We start from the raw sequence: 18,043 nt of genomic DNA on the forward strand, positions 1-18,043 counted from the left end.
CGTCCAGAGCATCGGCGGGCGGGAAGAACGCCCCGCCCGCCGATACGGCTTCGCTCGCCCTCGCAGACAAGCCAGATAAGTAATTTCATTTGAAATTATATCAAATGTAGCTAACTTATCATCGAAGACTCTGAATCAAGGATGCCTGATCGCTGGCGTGTCGCCAGTCGATGCGCACATCCGTAGCGCCTTCTGCAACAGTTTGTCCAGCGCATTGGCAAATGCGCGCCTGTCCGCTTGGCTGAAAGCCGCCGGCCCGCCCGTATCGACGCCAGCGCTGCGCAATTCCTCCATCATGTCTCGCATTGTCAGCCGTTCACTGATGCTGTCGGCTGTGTAGCACTCGCCGCGAGGGCTGAGCACCAGCGCCCCTTTGCGCAGGGCCTCGCTTGCCAGAGGGATGTCCGCGGTAATGACCAGATCACCGATGGATGCATGTTCAACGATGTAGTTGTCCGCCACATCGAAGCCTTGCGGCACCTGGACGGCCCGGATCAAAGACGATGGCGGCGTACGCAGCATTTGATTGGCCACCAACGTCAGTGGTTGCCGCACTCGTTGCGCCGCCCGATACAGGATGTCCTTGATGACGGCCGGACAGGCGTCGGCATCGACCCATATATTCACGAGCTAGCCCTTCAGCGCTTCGGCCAGCAGCGTGTTCACCAATTCGTTGACGCTAATGTGATCAGCCTGTGCCTTGGCGTTCAAGGCCGAAATCAGTGGCTGGCGCAACTTGACGGGGAAAGACACCAGGCCGGCGGCCTGGCCCAGGCGTCGCTGTTCGCGGCGATCCAGAGCAGGCGCGGCGCCCGCGTAGCGGCTCGGCGGGATGGCAGCATTGAGCTTGCCCATGAGTTTCAGGGCTTTTTGCTTGTCCAGATCGGTTTTTTTCATGAAGGGCTCGGTGCTGAAGTCTGTCAGTGGCAAGCTTGCCAGGCTGCATCTTAGAGGATATTGAATCCCGCCAGGGAATTCGAGGAGGCTGTTTTTGAACCCGCACAGCCAACGCTTCGCTCGGGTCAGTGAACATAAAAATGCACAGGCCCGCATCCAGAGCTTCCTGGATGCGGGCCTGTGTCCTACAACGACTGACTACGGCAGGATCAGCTGTGGTCGACCTTCAGTTTCCCGTCGTTGATCAGGCTCTGGATCAAAGCCGCCTGATCGCCGCCGTGGCCGGCCGTCAGATCGACGTTGTCGATGACGATCTGCTGGTTATGGCTGTTGGCCACATCGCCATCGGTGCTGACATTGATGATGGTCTTGCCTGTGTCCGCGCCGGTGCCTCCGCTGATGTGGAGATACTGCGTCAGATCGTTGGCATCCGTATGGCCGCTCAGCAGCTCGGTCAGGTCGAGGGTATCCTTGCCCAGCGAGCCGCCGCTCGTCACACCAAAGTCCGTGACGTGGTCCACCGCCGCCGGCTGCCCGGCCGCGGCCTGGTCGCCCAGCTTCCAGACGAACACATCGTCGCCCGCGCTGCCGGTCAGGAAGTCGTTGCCGGCGCCACCGTGCAGATGGTCGTTGCCGTCTCCTCCCACCAGCGTGTCGGAACCCTGACCGCCGAACAGCGCGTCGTTGCCACCCGTGCCATGCAGGGTATTGGCCTGGCTGGACGAATTGTCGATCGACACATCGAAGTTCGTCGAGGCCTGATCGGAGGTGCCGTCCGTCACGGTGGCGCCCAGATGCAGGGTCAGGCTGTCCTGGTCGACGACATGGGTGACGTCATGGGCGTCGGTATGCCATTTCACCTGGATCTGCTCATCCACCGAGAACTGGCTGGAGGTATCGCCCGCGCCGATGACGATGCGATCGATATCCCTGCCGCCCGACGCCTGGATGGTGACGTCCTGGCTTCCGGAATCGCTGTTCGAGCCATCCCAAAAGGATCGAGCCGCCGCAGTGACATCCACGTTCTCGTGCGAGCCGTCGGTATAAAACACGGTGATACGAGCCGTGTCCTCGTCGCCCCTGGACGGGCTCCACCCATCCGCCTGCCGGTCGCCGAACTGGTTCAAGGTCAGGGCCACCTCGGTGATATGCCGGCCTTCGGCCGCATTGGCGCTGAAATCGAGCACCAGCTTCTCACCGAAGCTGCCGTCCGCCTTGTTGCCGGATTCCGAATTATTCTGGATGTAGCCCGTTTCGCTGTTGTTGTTCCAGCCGGTGTTGTCGACGCTGATGCCCCGGTTGCTGCTGTCGTTCACCACGACATTCGCAACCGTGTCGCTGCCATCCTTGACGCCATCGACACCGCCCTTGTCGAGGAAGGCCGACAGCGTCAGCTTGACGCCGTCCTCAGTATCGCTGACGCTCGCCCGGCTGCTGGAATCGCCGAAGTCGAAATTGGCGGTTCCGTTCGCCCCCGGTTGCGTCGTGACGTACGACGAGACCGGATCCAGGGCATCGATCATATGCACGGAATAGGTGCCGTCCGCCGCCGACCCGGACACCTCGAACACCTTATGTCCCGAGTCATCCTGGTAGACCGCGTACAGTTTGCCCGTCGCGGCATCCTGTTGATACACCAGGGCATGCCCGTTGGACGTCAGGGTGATCGTCTGCGGCGAACCGTCCACCATGACGCTGGCCGTCACAGCCGAGCCGTTCAGGCTCGCCTGGTCCGCGCCCGTGATGGCGATCGTGGCGCCCGACACATCCTTGCCCACGTCGATGCCGGTGTCCGCCGTGGTCACCAGGCCGACCTCGTTGGCCAGCAGAGTGCTGTCCGCCGCGTGATCGATCGTCGGCACCGTCGGGATGTTCTTGTAGCCGCTCAGGTCGATCGTGATGTGCCCGACCTGGGTATCTCCGTCGGCGTCCGTGACGGTGTAGTTGTAGTTCAGGCTCTTGTCGCCGATCTGGAAGTTGTCCCTCGCCGCCCGGCTCATCTCGAACACGTAATGTCCGTCGGCTCCCACCGTCAACGTCCCGTACTGATTGGTGATGACCGTGGACCCGCCGGCTCCCGCGACCCCATTTTCCCAGGTCACCGACCCGGCGCCATCGGCGCCGTACTGCCACGTCGTGATGCCGGAACTCTGGTCGAACAGGTCCCCTTCGACCCGGGGCAACGTATCCGTGGAGGAAATCGTGGCATACAGGTCGAAGGAACTCGCCTTGTTCTCCTGCGTGTGGATCGTCGACACCAGGTTCCCGTTCGCGTCCAGGAAACCCTTGATATCCAGGACATAGGTCCGATCGCCCACCGTGAAGGTCTGCGTGGCCGTCGAGTTCGTGATGGACACGATATCGTCGTCCCGCGAATCACCGTAGTTGTTCGGCGTTTCCGTATGGCTGAGCTTGATCGTGTGGTTGACGACGTGTTCGACGCCATCGATCGTCACATGGATGGAGACCTGCAGGTCGACCGAGGTCAGCGAATTGCCCGAAACCGGGAAATTATTGTGGGTGAACGTCCCCAGCTTGAACGTGGTATCCAGGAGGTTGGAATCCGCGCCTCGCAGGCCCTCGTTATCCACGAAGGCATAGCCCGAGCCCTGGCTCTTGTCGCCCCAGACGATCCGATCGATCCCGGGATCGCTGTCGTTATTGATCGTCTGAGACAAAGAGCCGTTGTTCTCCAGCTTCCAGTTCGTGAAGCCGGATTCCAGTTCGCCCACGCTGATGACGCTGACGGGGATGCCCAGGTCGCTATCGGCATTGGGATTGTTGGCCGGCGCGTCGTCCTGGATATGGATCGTCAGGTTGGAAGTGCCCGTCGAGCCCTGCGAATCCGTGACCTTGACCCTGACGTCGAAGGACGTCACATCGTTCTGCGGGTTATGGCCCGGGTGTTCGATGGGAGCAAGCAGCTTGACCGTGTAATTCCCGTTGTCGTCGATGGTGACCGTAATCACGTCGTGGCCGACGGTGTTGCCCGTATCCTTCGTGCTGCCCGTCAAGGTATGGCCGTCATCGGAAATGTCCCAGTGCACCGGGCGCCCATCCGACTTGAAGGCGCCAGTGGGCGGGGCCAGCAGGCTGATGTGATGAGCGCCGGTATCGCCGGGGTCGGCAACCATCAGCGCGCCTGTCATCAGGGTGTTCATGCTGGCCTCGGACACCAGCAGCTCCGCGCCGGTGATGCTGGGCGCCGCGTTGTCCGAGCCCTCCGAGGTCACGACGAACGATGTCGTCGCCGTATCGCCGTCGCCATCCGTGCCGGTCACATTGACGGTGAACGACATGTCCGTCGCAGGAACGCTTTCCGTATAGGACAACGTAGAGAAGGAGACGTTGACGCCGCCAGTGGCCGTCAAGGTGACCGTATCAAAGCTGGTGAACGGAGCGCCTGCGGCGGCGAGATCAGCCGGCGTGATTTCAATCGCCGAAGTCCCGCTCGAAACGGGGACGTGGACCAGGACGCTCTGGCTGCCGCTCTGAACCAGTACGTCAATCGTGCCAGCTGTCTTGAACGTCGAGATATCCAGGGAGAAGTGCGACAGAGGCTCGTCGAACACCATGCGGAAGCTTTCGCTGCCATTGAACTGCGGGTTGCCTATGCCGAATTCATGATTGCTGGTGCCGCCAATGGTATTGGCATTGAACGTGCCTCCATTGAGCGCAGTCAGCGTGGCAAAGCCAAAATCGTAGGTCGTGATGGGCGAGTTGCTGATGTTGGCCGCCACATCGAAGGTCTCCGTGGATCCCGGGCGCGTAGCCAATTGCTGGACCGTATACGTCGCATTATCAGGGTTCAGCGTCACCGTGAAGATCGGCGTCCCGTCCTGATCCTTGATCGTACCGACCCCGGTGTTCAAGCCGCTCACCGTCCAGTCCGACGGCAAGCCGGTGATGCTGGAGATCACGTGCGTGGCGCCATCCACGTCCGCCCCGGTATTGAATACCAGATCCCCCGTCTCCGTGCCCGCCTCGTTGGCCATCGAGATGTTCTCGTGCGTGCCGAAGGTAGGCACGTCGTCGACCACATTGACCGTGATGGTGCCGTTGACCGTGTTGCCGTTGGCATCCGTGGCCGTGTAGTGGAAGGTCTCCACCCCGTTGACGGTGTTCGTCCCGTTGTCGGCCGTCGTGCCGTCCACGGGCGTGTTCAGCGTGTAGCTGTACGTGCCGTTCGGGTTCAGCGTCAGCGTGCCGTGGGCGCCCGTGCCATCCGTGCCGCTGGCAAACGCGTAGCTGGTCGCGCCAGCCACCGCCAGCGTGCCGCCCGCCGTCTCGGCCGTGCTGCCCGGATTGCTGCCGCTGGCCAGCGCAGCCTCATCCACCGTGACCGTGGCGTTGTCCGCCCCCAGGCTCACGTTGCTCACGTTGATGTTCAGCGTCACCGTCGAGGTGTCGCCATCGCCGTCCGTGATGGTGTACACGAAGTGATCCACCGCATTGGCCGTCACCGCATCCGGGTTGGCCTTGTAGGTGTAGCTGCCGTTGGCGTTCAGGATCAGTGTGCCGTACGTGCCAGCAATGCCCGTGCCGCCCAGATTGCCGCTCACCGGCGATGCCGTGTTCGAGCCCGTGGCCACGCCCGTCACCACGGCGCCATCGGCGCCCAGCACATCATCCGGGCCGTCGGTCAGCACATTGCCGCCGGTGGAACCGCCCTCGGTCACGCTGTTGGTGTCGGCCACCGCGTGCGGCGCATCGTCCACGATGTCGATCACCAGATTGTGGGTGCCCGTGCTGTCCTGGCCGTCCGCATCGGTCACCACCACCGCGAAGCTCGTCGAATCCGGATCGGACAGTGTGTTGTCCACCAGCGTGTAAGCGTAGTGGATCGTGCCCGCCCCCGTGGCCGCGTCGTACGTGTAGTACGCGCTCACCGAGCCGCGCGTGCCGTCGGCAAACACCGTCGGCGCGGACGAATCGCTGCTCAGCGCATGACCGCCCAGGCTTACCGAGCCCACGCCGTCGTGCGAAGTGAACGCGATCGTGCCATCGGCCGTCGTCGGCGCCGTGCTGTCCGAGCCCGCCGACTCGCCCGTGCCGCGCGAGGCCAGCAGGCCCGCTTCGTACACCTGCGTGTCCTCGCCGCCCGCCGCCGGGATCGCGCCGATCGTCGGCACATCGTTGCCGATGTTGATCGTCAGCGTGGCAGTATCCGTGTCCGTATCGCCGTCGCTCAACGTGTAGGTGAACACGTCGCTCACGCCGCCGGCCGTGCCCGGATTGCGCACGTAGCTGTACTCGCCATCCGCGCCGATCGTCAGCACCCCGTACTGACCATTGATCACCAGATTGCCCGAGCCGTCGGTCGTGGCCGTATTCGTCGAGACATTGTTGCTCGTGACCAGGCTCACGTGCGCGCCATCGGCGCCCTGCACGTCGGCATTGGCCGTGCCGCCCGCCGTGCCCTCGCCCGTGATCACATTGCCCGCAGCCGTCGTGCCGCCAGCCGCGATGCTGTCCACGTCCAGATGCGCGTGCGGCGCATCGTCCACGATGTCGATCACCAGATTGTGGGTGCCCGTGCTGTCCTGGCCGTCCGCATCGGTCACCACCACCGCGAAGCTCGTCGAATCCGGATCGGACAGTGTGTTGTCCACCAGCGTGTAAGCGTAGTGGATCGTGCCCGCCCCCGTGGCCGCGTCGTACGTGTAGTACGCGCTCACCGAGCCGCGCGTGCCGTCGGCAAACACCGTCGGCGCGGACGAATCGCTGCTCAGCGCATGACCGCCCAGGCTTACCGAGCCCACGCCGTCGTGCGAAGTGAACGCGATCGTGCCATCGGCCGTCGTCGGCGCCGTGCTGTCCGAGCCCGCCGACTCGCCCGTGCCGCGCGAGGCCAGCAGGCCCGCTTCGTACACCTGCGTGTCCTCGCCGCCCGCCGCCGGGATCGCGCCGATCGTCGGCACATCGTTGCCGATGTTGATCGTCAGCGTGGCAGTATCCGTGTCCGTATCGCCGTCGCTCAACGTGTAGGTGAACACGTCGCTCACGCCGCCGGCCGTGCCCGGATTGCGCACGTAGCTGTACTCGCCATCCGCGCCGATCGTCAGCACCCCGTACTGACCATTGATCACCAGATTGCCCGAGCCGTCGGTCGTGGCCGTATTCGTCGAGACATTGTTGCTCGTGACCAGGCTCACGTGCGCGCCATCGGCGCCCTGCACGTCGGCATTGGCCGTGCCGCCCGCCGTGCCCTCGCCCGTGATCACGTTGCCCGCAGCCGCCGTGCCGCCAGCCGCGATGCTGTCCACGTCCAGATGCGCCTGCGGTGCATCGTCCACGATCCGGATGTTCAGATCCTGCGCCGGATTCACATCCCCGTCCACGTCCTTGGCCACCACCGTGAAGCCATCGGTCGTCGAGGCCCCATCAACCACGGGCGCATTGACCAGCGTGTAGCTGTAGTTCACCGTAATCGTGCCATCGGCCGCCTGGCTGTAGCCAGTGAGCTCCATCGTGCCGTACTGCGTCGTCACCGTCTGATGCGCCGTGCCCAACGCTTCCAGCGCCGCCTTGCTCAGCACCAGCGTGGCCGCGCTGCCGCCCGCATCCGTGTAGCCCAGCGTCACCGCCTCGCTGGCATGCAGCCCGTCGAGCGCCTGCACCGTGAACGACCCGGCAGCCGTCAGGTCCACCGCATCGGGCGCGCTGCCATCGGCCAAGCCACTTTCAAAGACCGTGTTATCCGTCGTCGTGCCATGCACCGGATTGCCCGTCTCCGTCGGCGGCACCACCACCGTCACGCCATCATCGGCGCCCGTCACCGTGATTGTCAGATCGGCCGAGGACTGGTCATTGTCGCCATCGGTCAGCGTGTATTTAAAGACTTCATTGACCTGCTGGCCTTCGGCCAGGCCCTGCAGCGCCAGGTAGCGCGGGTCGCCTTCAACGGCCAGCGCGTAGGTGTACTGGCCCTGCGCATCAATCGTCAGGTCGCCATATTGGCCATGGAACACCGTCTCGCCGCTGCCGGCCACGGCCGAACTGCCCGCCGCGCCCGGCTCTTGAACACCGGTCACCTTGGCGCCATCGGCGCCTTGCGTATCGAGGGCATCGCCCGCCGTCGCGCCAGCGGCGCCCAGCACATTGCCCGTCACCGAAGTGCCGCTCTCGCCAATCGCATTGGCATCGTCGGCAGCCACCGGCGCATCGTCCACGATCCGGATGTCCAGATCCTGCGTCGGGTTCACATCCCCGTCCACGTCCTTGGCCACCACCGTGAAGCCATCGGTCGTCGAGGCCCCATCAACCACGGGCGCATTGACCAGCGTGTAGCTGTAGTTCACCGTGATCGTGCCATCGGCCGCCTGGCTGTAGCCGATGAGTTCCATCGTGCCGTACTGCGTCGTCACCGTCTGATGCGTCGTGCCCAGCGCCTCCAGCGCCGCCTTGCCCAGCACCAATGTGGCCGGGTTGCCGCCCGCATCCGTATAGCCCAACGTCACCGCTTCGCTGGCATGCAGGCCGTCGAGCGCCTGCACCGTGAACGACCCGGCAGCCGTCAGGTCCGCCGCGCCAGGCGCACTGCCGTTGGCCAGCCCGCTTTCAAAAACCGTGTTATCCGTCGTCGAGCCATGCACCGGATCGCCATCGTCAGTCGGCGGCACCACAACCGTCACGCCATCATCGGCGCCCGTCACCGTAATCGTCAGATCGGCCGAGGACTGGTCATTGTCGCCATCGGTCAGCGTGTATTTAAAGACTTCATTGACCTGCTGGCCTTCGGCCAGCCCCTGCAGCGCCAGATAGCGCGGGTCGCCTTCAACGGCCAACGCGTAGGTGTACTGGCCCTGCGCATCAATCGTCAGGTCGCCATACTGGCCATGGAACACCGTCGTACCGCTGTCGGCCACGGCCGAACTGCCCGCCGCGCCCGGCTCTTGAACGCCCGTCACCTTGGCGCCATCGGCGCCTTGCGTGTCCGCGACATCGCCCGCGGACGCCCCGGCGGCGCCCAGCACATTGCCGGTGACCGAACTGCCGTCTTCGTCGATCGCATTGGCATCCGGATTGGCCACGGGCACAGTATCCGTAACGTTCGCCACCAGATCCGACGAGGCGGTTCTTCCCTGGTTATCGACCACGGTGATGCCGATGGAGTCGAGCACCGATTCGCCGTCTCCCTGCCGGTGGTCCTGCGCCCCGTCGGAGGTATAGCGATAAGAGACTTCGCCCGTCGTCGGGTTGTAGCCAGTGATCACCAGCAGCCCGCGGTCGGTGTCAATCGCGATGGGGGTCCCGGACGAAGCCAGCAACTGGGCCAGGGTGACGAGCTGGCTGGCGTCCGCCGGAGCCGCGGCGCCGCCGGGCGTGCCGGTTTCGCCGGCGAAATTGAATACCAATGCCTGCAGTCCGCCCGCGGCCGTGAAGCTGAACGTGCCCTCGACACCGACTCCCGTATCCGATTCGACGATGCTGAAATTGCCGGGCACCGCGACGGGCGGCTGACCGTCGCCGCCCGGTTGATCGTTGGTATCAGGCACATCGATGGTCGGGCCGGCCGGCACCGGAGCCGGCGCGGCTTCCGTCGGCGCCGGCGCGGCCCCGCCCAGTTGCACGAATTCCGGCGTTTCCAGGCCCGGACGCGGGTAGGCCAGAGCCAACGGGGAGACCGTTTCCACGACACTCGACAAACGCGTGAAGCTGGCGCCGCCGCCCCCGCCGCCAGTCAGCACCGCAGCGGTCGGATCCAGAACGGCGAACGGGTCCTGCCCCGCATCCAGCGCGGCCAGGACCTGATTGGCCACCGGATCGGCCGGCGGAGCCACGGCATTGTCGGCCGGCTGCGGCTGGACCTGGGCCAGGTCGTCGGACACCAGCATGTCGGTGTTCTGGCCGACGATGACCGGCGGCACACCGGTGGCCTGCAGGGTGACGCTGGCGCCCCCGTCCGTCAGGATGTGCGCATCGACGGGCACGCGCATGCCTTCGTGCAGCGCGATCAGTTGCCCATCGGCGTTGCGCATCCAGGCTTTGCCAGTGACGTGGGTGATCAGGACGGTATCGGTGGCCATGGTGGGTTCCCCAGAGGTGGAATTCGGTCATGCCTGCCAGGGCGCATCCAAACGCCATGGCGGCGATCATGAGGAGAGATGCTACCGATGTAAGGAAATGATGCCTATTGGCGGGTCGGCCAATAAAGAGGGATTTTGAGCAGGTGGTAACCCGTAGGGAGATGTTGGGGCGTCAGGCACCAGTGACACAGGCATGATGGCTCGGTAAGCCCAGGAATGACATTTCCAACCCTCGGTAGATCTGCCGGCTGGAAGAGATTAGCCGCAGTCCGGACAATATGTGATTTCACTCGCTATAATGTGTATAGCACACACGATGAACAGTGCAGACCTTATCAAGCAGCTTGAAAAAGCTGGATGGCGCTTGCAGAACGTCAAAGGTTCTCATCACGTCTACAGACATTCCGAACGGTCCGGCCACATCAGCGTGCCTCACCCTAAAAAGGATCTAGGTACCGGACTCGTGGCCAAGCTGCTTCGTCAAGCCAACATGAAATAAGGAATAAGGGGCCATCATGAAGTATCCGATCGCTATCGAGCCTGGCAACGACACGACCGCTTGGGGCGTCGTCGTCCCTGATCTGCCCGGCTGTTTTTCCGCCGCCGACACAGGCATCGACGAGGCCATCGAGAATGCCAAAGAGGCGATCTCTCTGTGGATCGAGGACGCCATCGCCCACCAGGAAACTATTCCCAAGCCGTCCCACATCACCGATCTGCAAAGGTCAGGGGAATACGATGGCTGGATATGGGCAATTGCTGAAGTCGACCCCGCCCTGATGGATGACACAACCGAGCGGGTGAACATTACCCTGCCCCGCCGCATCCTGGCGCTGCTGGATCAGCGGGCAAAATCAGCGGGCGAAACCCGATCCGGCTACATCGCGCAGATGACGATGACACACTGAGCCTGATGCCGTGTTCACCCCGCCAGGCTGGAAACTACGGACATCTGAAAAAGTCACATCGGTGAGTTTGCCGCCGCCCAAAGAGAAACGCCCGCGCCCCGGAAACACCGGGAGCGCGGGCGCAGGACCTGCGTAAAGTGCCGCTTAGCTGGGATCGACCTTCAGCTTGCCATCGTTGATCAGGCTGTTGATGAGAGCCGTTTGATCGCTGCCATGGCCGATCGTCAGGTCGACGTTGTCGATGACGATCTGCTGAGTCACATGATCGGCTGCCGTACCGTCCGCGTTGACCTTCACGTCGATGACGGTCTTGCTGCCGTCACCGCTGATGTGCAGGTACTGCGTCAGGTCACCATGATCGCCCGGCGTGGCGCCGTCGGCATGGCCCTTGAGCAGATCGCTAAGATCCAGAAGATCCTTGCCATTGGCGCCGGCGGCATCCACGCCGAAGTCCATCACATGATCCACCGCCGCGGGTTGGCCCGCCGCAGCCTGGTCGCCCAGCTTCCAGACAAAGACGTCGTCGCCGGCGCCGCCATACAGCGTGTCGTTGCCTGCCCCGCCGATCAGCGTATCGTTGCCGCCCTGGCCGTACAGGGTGTCGTTCCCGGCCCCGCCATCCAGGGTGTCATTCCCGCCCCGCTCATCGCCCGCGACGTTGAACTGATCGGAATGGCCCTTGATGTAGTCGTAGATGTCCTGATTCGAGGCATCGTGGCCCAGATCGACCTTCAGGTAGGCCTTCAAGGCATCCAGGCCCGAGCCGTCTGGAAGATTGTCCGGGCGCCCCGCCCAGGTCAGGCCATCGGTGTTGATGGCGTCGCCGAACAGGATGTCGTTGCCGTCGCCGCCCGACAGGGTGTCGTTGCTGACGGGCAGCGGATCGATGCTGTCCGGTCCGCCGCCCTGCAAAGCGGCATTCAGGCCGTCGGCATCGTTGACGATGTCGACCTGGCCGGCTTCGGCATGGACCCAGCTGCCATCCTCGAGTTGCACCCATTGCGATCCGGTGGTGCTCGTATTGTCGAAAAACTTCAGGATGCTCTCGTTGATCCCGGCACCGATGCCGATGGCATGGACCTCGCCGTAGCCGGCGACCTGCTGAAAGTCGTCCAAGGCGTTGGCCACGTCGCCATAGTTCGTATAGCTGCCGCCCCCTTCGCCGATATGGGTCGTGGGATTCCCGTCGGTCAGGAAGAAGGTCAGGTCCTTGTAGCTGCCATCGGACGGCAGTGACTGGAACCAGTCCCCCGCCTGCTTGAAAGCGTCTTCGTAGTTTGTCGCACCATCAGCCGTCAGATCGTCGATCTTGTCGATCAACGCAGCGAGCTTCGTGGCATCAAGATCCTTGAACACATAACCCGACTGCCCATGGCTTGGCGTGACATCCGTCGCCGTACCCGCGAATCCGATCAGGGTCACATTGACCTTGCCATCGTGGTTCGCCAACTGGGTAGCCAGATTCTTCAGCGCGTCCTGAACGAGCTCCATACGGGAAATCGGTTGGTCCTCGTAATGGCTGGTATCGACCCAATGCCCTTGCCACGGCCACCACCCCGTCGATTGCCATTCCTTACTCTCCACCCAGACCGGTCTGGTCTCTCCAGAGTCATCGCTCATCGAACCGGACGTATCCACCACCAATGCAATGTTGTAGTTCTGTCCTGGCTGGACCGTTACCTTGGCCCCGCCCTGATCGCCCAGCAGGATGTCGTCGCCGACATTCCCGGCCAGGACGTTCTGGTCATTGGTGCCGGTCACCAGCTTGTCGCCGACCAGATGGATGTCCACCGCCGCGATGTCAGTGCCGCCCTTGCCGTCGGAGACCTGCACCGTCAGCGTGTCGGTCTGCTCCTTGCCGAACAGATCGCCGATCTTCGAACCGTCGACCTGGATTTCCCCGGTCGCGGCATCGATGCTGTAGGCGCCGTCTCCGTTGCCGTTGGTGATCTGGTAGCTCAGGGTATCGCCATCGACGTCGTGCGCCTGCACCTCGCCCACAACCGATGTGCCGTCATGCGGATCCGCAGCCGTGAAGGCATAGGTGTCGTGATTCGGCGGCGTATCGTTCGTGTCGCTGCCGCTGAGGAATTCAGGCGGCGTGTTGGCCTTGGTCGCGACATCGAACGATGTCGTCACGGAATCGCCGTCGCCATCCGTGCCGGTGACGTGAACGGTGAAGTCGGGAGCGTCGACATGAGCCGAGGTGTACTGAAGGTCGCTGTCAAACCCGACCTTGATATTCCCCTGGCCCGTCACGTTCACCTGGTCAAACACCACCCCGCCCAGTTGACCGCTTGTAATGCCGAGAACGGAATGACTGCTGTCGAGAGCCACATAGAGCGTCTTGACAAGTTCGCCGTCGTTATACAAATCGACCTTGACGGAGCCCGCATCCCAGACCTTTTTTACGGACAGGCTGAACTCGGACACGGGTTCCTTGAACGCGATCTGGAATTGTTCGCCCTGCTGGAACTGCCCGCCGTTATTAATACCAAACCCGTTCGCAGAACTTGCATTCAGAGTATCGCCACCCAAGGCACGCACCTGTACATCAGTCCCCCATTGGTAGTGATCCGTCGGCGAGTTGGTGATGATGGCATAGCCTCCGGCAGGAGGCAGGACCTCTGTTCCTGCCAGCACGTAATGCTGATCAACCGAGTAGGTGCCGTTGTCGTTCAGGGTCACGGTGTACAGCGGCGTTCCCGAATGTCCGGAAGGATAAATATCCGCTGTCTTTCCATCGTCGCTGATCTTCGCCTCGTAGCCTTTGGGCAGGCCATCGATCTTGGTGATGTCCAGCGACGCGCCGTTGACATCCGCTCCCGTATGGAAGACCAGATCGCCGAGCGTTTCACCCACCTGATTGAGCAGGGTGGCATCGGTCACTTGGCCGAATTCCGGGCTGTCGTCTTCGATGTTGACTGTCAGGGTGCCGCTGTCGGCGCCGCCGTGACCATCGGAAACCTGCACGCCGATGCCCAGGGACAGCACATCTTCCACGCCCTTCGTCGGATGATCGATCTGGCCCGACAAGGTGACGGTGTAGGCGCCGGCATCCGTGATCGTCACGGTGATCACCGTGACGCCGTCCACCGTGCCGATCAGGGTGTGATCGCTGTCCGACAGGGCCCAGACGACCGGCTTGCCTTGGGAGGTCAACGCATCATCCGCCGGCTTCACCAGGGTGACCGTATGCGTGTCACCGCTATCCTGGTCGGTGATGGCCAGCGTGCCGGAAGCCGTCCGCTCGTTGCCCGTGTCCGTGGGCGTGCCGGCCGTGTCCGGCAGGCCATGAGGCAAGCCTTCCTCGGACACGGCTGTCTCGCCGTCGACAATGACAGGCGCGTGATTGAACTCCGGCAGGCCGATGGTGATCCGCCCGACCGAGGGATCGCCGTCAGCGTCGGTAACCGTGAAGGAAGCGGGCAGCGAATTCAGGTGATCGCCGTTCGCATCGGTCAGGGGTTTGTACTCGAAGAATTCCCACTTCCCTGTCGCGGGCGACAGGATCAGTTGAAAAGCCAGTTCGCCATTGACCATGCCGTTCAGCACGGTGCCCTTGCCCTCGGACGAGAACTGGACTTCCTGCCCGTCGGCATAGATCGCGCCGGCCGCCGGCGTGTTCCATTGAACGCCACCCGCGCCATCGGCGCCGTACTGGTAGTCGAGCTGGCCCGTGCCATAGGCCAGGGCCTGGGGCAGATCGGAACCGCCGAAGGTGATGCTCTTGACGGCGAAATCGCTGTTGTCGCTGAAATTGGTGTTGCCGTTGCTGGTCGCCCGGAACACCAGCGTATCGAAACCGCCGAAGCTGTCGGCGTTGAAATCCGCCGCGTAGTCCCCGGACCCGGCGTCGGAACTGAAGGCTTGCTGGCCGACCTTGATGCCGCCCCGCCAGAATTCCACCATGCCGGATTCCAGTTCGCCGCCGAACATCATGGAGAATTCCACATGAGCGCTATAGGCGACCTTGCCATCCTGCAGCGCGACCGTCAGGGTTTCGGAAGCGCTGCTGCCATCCGCGAAGTTCCGGAAATCGACTTCGCCGGATAGAGGAAGATAGGGTTCGCCATTGCTCATGACACCCAGGCCATTATCGGTCTGGAGGACATTGGCGCTCGTCAAGGTGGAATCCGTTGATGTCGAGAAACCCTGGGCCGTAACCCTGATGGCGCCATCATTGAAGCCCAGCAAGGTTCCGACGGAATCACCCGTGAAGTCCACGGTCCCGACATACACGTCGGGGATGCCGGTCAGGCCGGCGGAGCCCTGTGCGTCGGGCGTGCCGACATAGGGGCTGTCGTCCTCGACACGCACCGTGATGGCGGAATTCGTGACGCCGCCGTGGCCGTCATCCACCGCGATCGGAACGTTCAGGCTCAGCACGTCCTCGGCGGCGCCTTCCGTGATCGGATGGTCGATGGCGCCCTTCAGCGTCACCGTATAGTCATAATGCCCGTCGGCGCCCGGCGTCAGATCGATCTGGATGATCTCACGGTAGTCGTCCGCGCCCTCGGTCCCGGTGTAGCCGATCAGATGATGGCCATCGGCGCTGGGGGCCCATTGAATGGGATCGCCATGCGACGTCAGACCCTGCGGCGTGGTCGAGCCGCCGGCCGGGTTGTCCAGGCTGACCGCCGTCACGCCCGCGCCCAACGCCACAGTCGGCATATCCCCATCCACGTCCGCGATGGTGAACGAGCCGGACGCCGAAGGCGCGTTGGTCTGGTCGCCGCTGGGAACGTCGTTCCCGTGGCCGGGAACGCCGTTGTCATAGTTGCCACCGGCTGCGGTCAGGCCTTCCTCGGAGACGGCCGCATGGCCGCCATCCTGGCCAAAAGTGATCGTGGGAGCGTCGTTGGCGCCCTTGATGTGAATGGTCAGCGTGGCTTCCGACGTGTCGCCGTCGTTGTCGGTCAGCGTGTATTTCAGGACGAAGTCCTTGGTCTGGCCTTCGGCCAGCGCCTGCGTGGCGGGCAGGGAGTTGTCCAGAGTGAACTTCCAGTTCCCCAGGGCATCCAGATGCAGCGTGCCGTACTGCGACAGATCGGCCTGCGCCGCCGCATTGTCGCCGGCGTTCCAGGCAAAGCCGTGGGTTCCGTCTTTCGGGCCGTCCGCCCCCCAGGCGCCGCTTTCCGCAACATCGTTGACCAGCACATTACCGATCAGGACCGCAGCATGCCCCTGGGCGTCCTCGGTCACCGTGCCGCCGTCATCGTTGACCGCCAGAGGGCTGTCGTCCTGGATGTTCACGGTCAGGATGTTGCCTGTCGCCGTCGCGCCCTGGCTGTCCGTGACCAGGATGGGAACGCCCAGGTTCAGGGCATCCTCGATGCTCGCATCGGGGTGATCGACCGGCCCCAGCAGCTTCACGTCATACGAGTAGTTCCCGCCGCCGTTGTCGTGCAGGGAGATCTTGATCACGTCATGCGCAAAGAGCCCGCTGCCCACGCGCCCGGTCAGCGTCTGGCCATCGGCCGACACCACCCAATGCACCGTCTGGCCGGCCGAGCTCAGGACATCGGACGGCGCGCCCAGCTTCACCGTCACCGTGTCGCCCGCGTCCGTGTCGTGGACCGTGAACGTGCCGCTGTCCTTGGCGCTGTCGGTCGTGTCGGGAACGCCTTCGCCATCCGGGATCCCGGGGAACTGCGGCGGCCAGATGCCGGCCTTCAGGCCCTCTTCCGACACCGCCGCGTTCGCGTCGGCGCCGTTGTCGCCGCCGAAGGTGATCGTCGGCACGTCGTTCGTGCCATTGACAGTGACCGTCAGCGTCGTCGCGGCAACATCGCCGTCCTGGTCGGTCAGCGTGTAGGTAAAGACTTCCGTGGGATGGGCGTCCGCCCCCAGTGCCTGCACGGCCCCAAAGCGCGGGTCGCCTTCGCCCGCCAGCGTGTAGGTGTAGTTCCCGTCCGCATCGATCGTCAGGTCGCCATAGGCGCCCTGCACGGTCACCGTGCCGCTTTCAGATACGGGGGCGGCATCCGCCGCGCCAGGCGCCTGGATCGCCGTCACGTGGGCGGGGTCCGCCGCCAGCGTATCCTGTCCATCGACCCCCGTGCCCGTGATGACATTGCCCACGGCCTGCGGAGCGGTGTCTTCCGTGACCGCGGCCGTGTCGGGCCGGGCCACGGGATCCGTATCCGTGATGGCGGCCACGATGCTGCCAGTCGCGGTACGGCCGAGGCTGTCGGTCACGGTGATGCTGATGGAATCGGGCAGGTATTGCCCGATGGACGGATCCGTGGCCGAGCCCGTGTGGTCCTGCCAGCCATCGGACACATAACGGTAAGAGACCGTGCCCGTGGCGGGGTTGTAGCCGGTCAGAGTCAGGACGCCTCGATCCGTGTCGATCACGATGGGACTGCCCGGCGTCGCCGCCTGAAGCTGGGCCAAGGTGACCGTGAGGGACGAGGCGGCGGGCGCGCCGCCGCCCGGCGTGCCGGTTTCGCCCGCGAAGACGAACTCCAGGGATGACGGAGCGGCCGGAGCGGAGAAGGTGAACGTCCCTTCCACACCCGCGGCCGTATCGGCCTCGCTGATGGTGAAGGTGCCCGGCACAAACACCGGCAGACCTTCCAGAGTCTTGTCGTTGTCATCGGGGACGTTAATCGTCGGAGCGGCCGGTTCCGGCGTCGGCGCCAGCACGTCCGCCGCTGTCGGCGTCGGCGCCGCACCGCCCAGTTGCACGAACTCCGGCGTTTCCACGCCCTGGCGCGGGTAGGCCAGATCCAGAGGGGACACGGCTTCGGTGACGCTGGCCAGGCGCGTGAAGCTGGCGCCGCCGCCACCGCCGCCGGTCAGCACCGCCGCGGTCGGATCCAGGACAGCGAACGGATCTTGCCCCGCATCCAGGGCAGCCAGGACCTGGTCGGCAACGGGGTCGGCCGGCACAGCCACGGCGTGTTCAGCCGGCTGGGGCTGGGCCTGAGCCAGGTCGGCGGACACCAGCATGTCGGTGTTCTGGCCAAGGATCACGGCCGGCACCCCGTCGACCTGCAGGATCACCGAGGCCCCCTCGTCCGTCAGGATGCTGGCGTTGACAGGCACTCGCATGCCTTCATGCAGGGCGATCAGTTGTCCCTCAGCAGTGCGCATCCAGGCTTTGCCTGTGACGTGAGAGATCAGGACGGTATCGGTGGCCATTGAGCGTTCCCCAGAGATTAAATTCGGTCGCGTCTGCCGGGGCGCGCGCAGGCGCCAGGG

The 18,043-nt window shown here is 63.8% G+C and carries 6 protein-coding genes; 2 read left to right on the forward strand and 4 right to left on the reverse strand.

Translation table 11 applies throughout. The features are described 5' to 3' along the window. Positions 1–135 precede the first annotated feature (135 nt). The 3 genes from Q0263_RS15940 to Q0263_RS15950 form a co-directional block, all read right to left on the reverse strand. Positions 136–627, reverse strand: coding sequence for a YaiI/YqxD family protein (locus Q0263_RS15940; protein ID WP_298018315.1), 492 nt, complete (start codon positions 625–627; stop codon positions 136–138). Between the two features lie 3 nt (positions 628–630). After that, positions 631–897, reverse strand: a complete 267-nt coding sequence (locus tag Q0263_RS15945; protein WP_298018318.1) for a hypothetical protein — start codon at positions 895–897, stop codon at positions 631–633. 209 nt (positions 898–1,106) lie between these two features. Continuing rightward, positions 1,107–9,926, reverse strand: coding sequence for a retention module-containing protein (locus tag Q0263_RS15950; protein ID WP_298018321.1), 8,820 nt, complete (start codon positions 9,924–9,926; stop codon positions 1,107–1,109). Between the two features lie 316 nt (positions 9,927–10,242). Between Q0263_RS15950 and Q0263_RS15955 the strand changes: the two genes are divergently transcribed. Then, positions 10,243–10,425 (forward strand): type II toxin-antitoxin system HicA family toxin, encoded by a 183-nt coding sequence (locus Q0263_RS15955; protein WP_298018324.1) that lies wholly within the window; start codon positions 10,243–10,245, stop codon positions 10,423–10,425. Between the two features lie 16 nt (positions 10,426–10,441). Then, positions 10,442–10,834, forward strand: coding sequence for a type II toxin-antitoxin system HicB family antitoxin (locus Q0263_RS15960; protein ID WP_298018327.1), 393 nt, complete (start codon positions 10,442–10,444; stop codon positions 10,832–10,834). Between the two features lie 144 nt (positions 10,835–10,978). Here Q0263_RS15960 and Q0263_RS15965 read toward each other — a convergent pair whose 3' ends face one another. Beyond that, positions 10,979–17,983 (reverse strand): retention module-containing protein, encoded by a 7,005-nt coding sequence (locus Q0263_RS15965; RefSeq protein WP_298018330.1) that lies wholly within the window; start codon positions 17,981–17,983, stop codon positions 10,979–10,981. Positions 17,984–18,043 lie beyond the last annotated feature (60 nt).

This window comes from uncultured Castellaniella sp. (assembly GCF_937988725.1).
GTDB lineage: Bacteria > Pseudomonadota > Gammaproteobacteria > Burkholderiales > Burkholderiaceae_B > Castellaniella.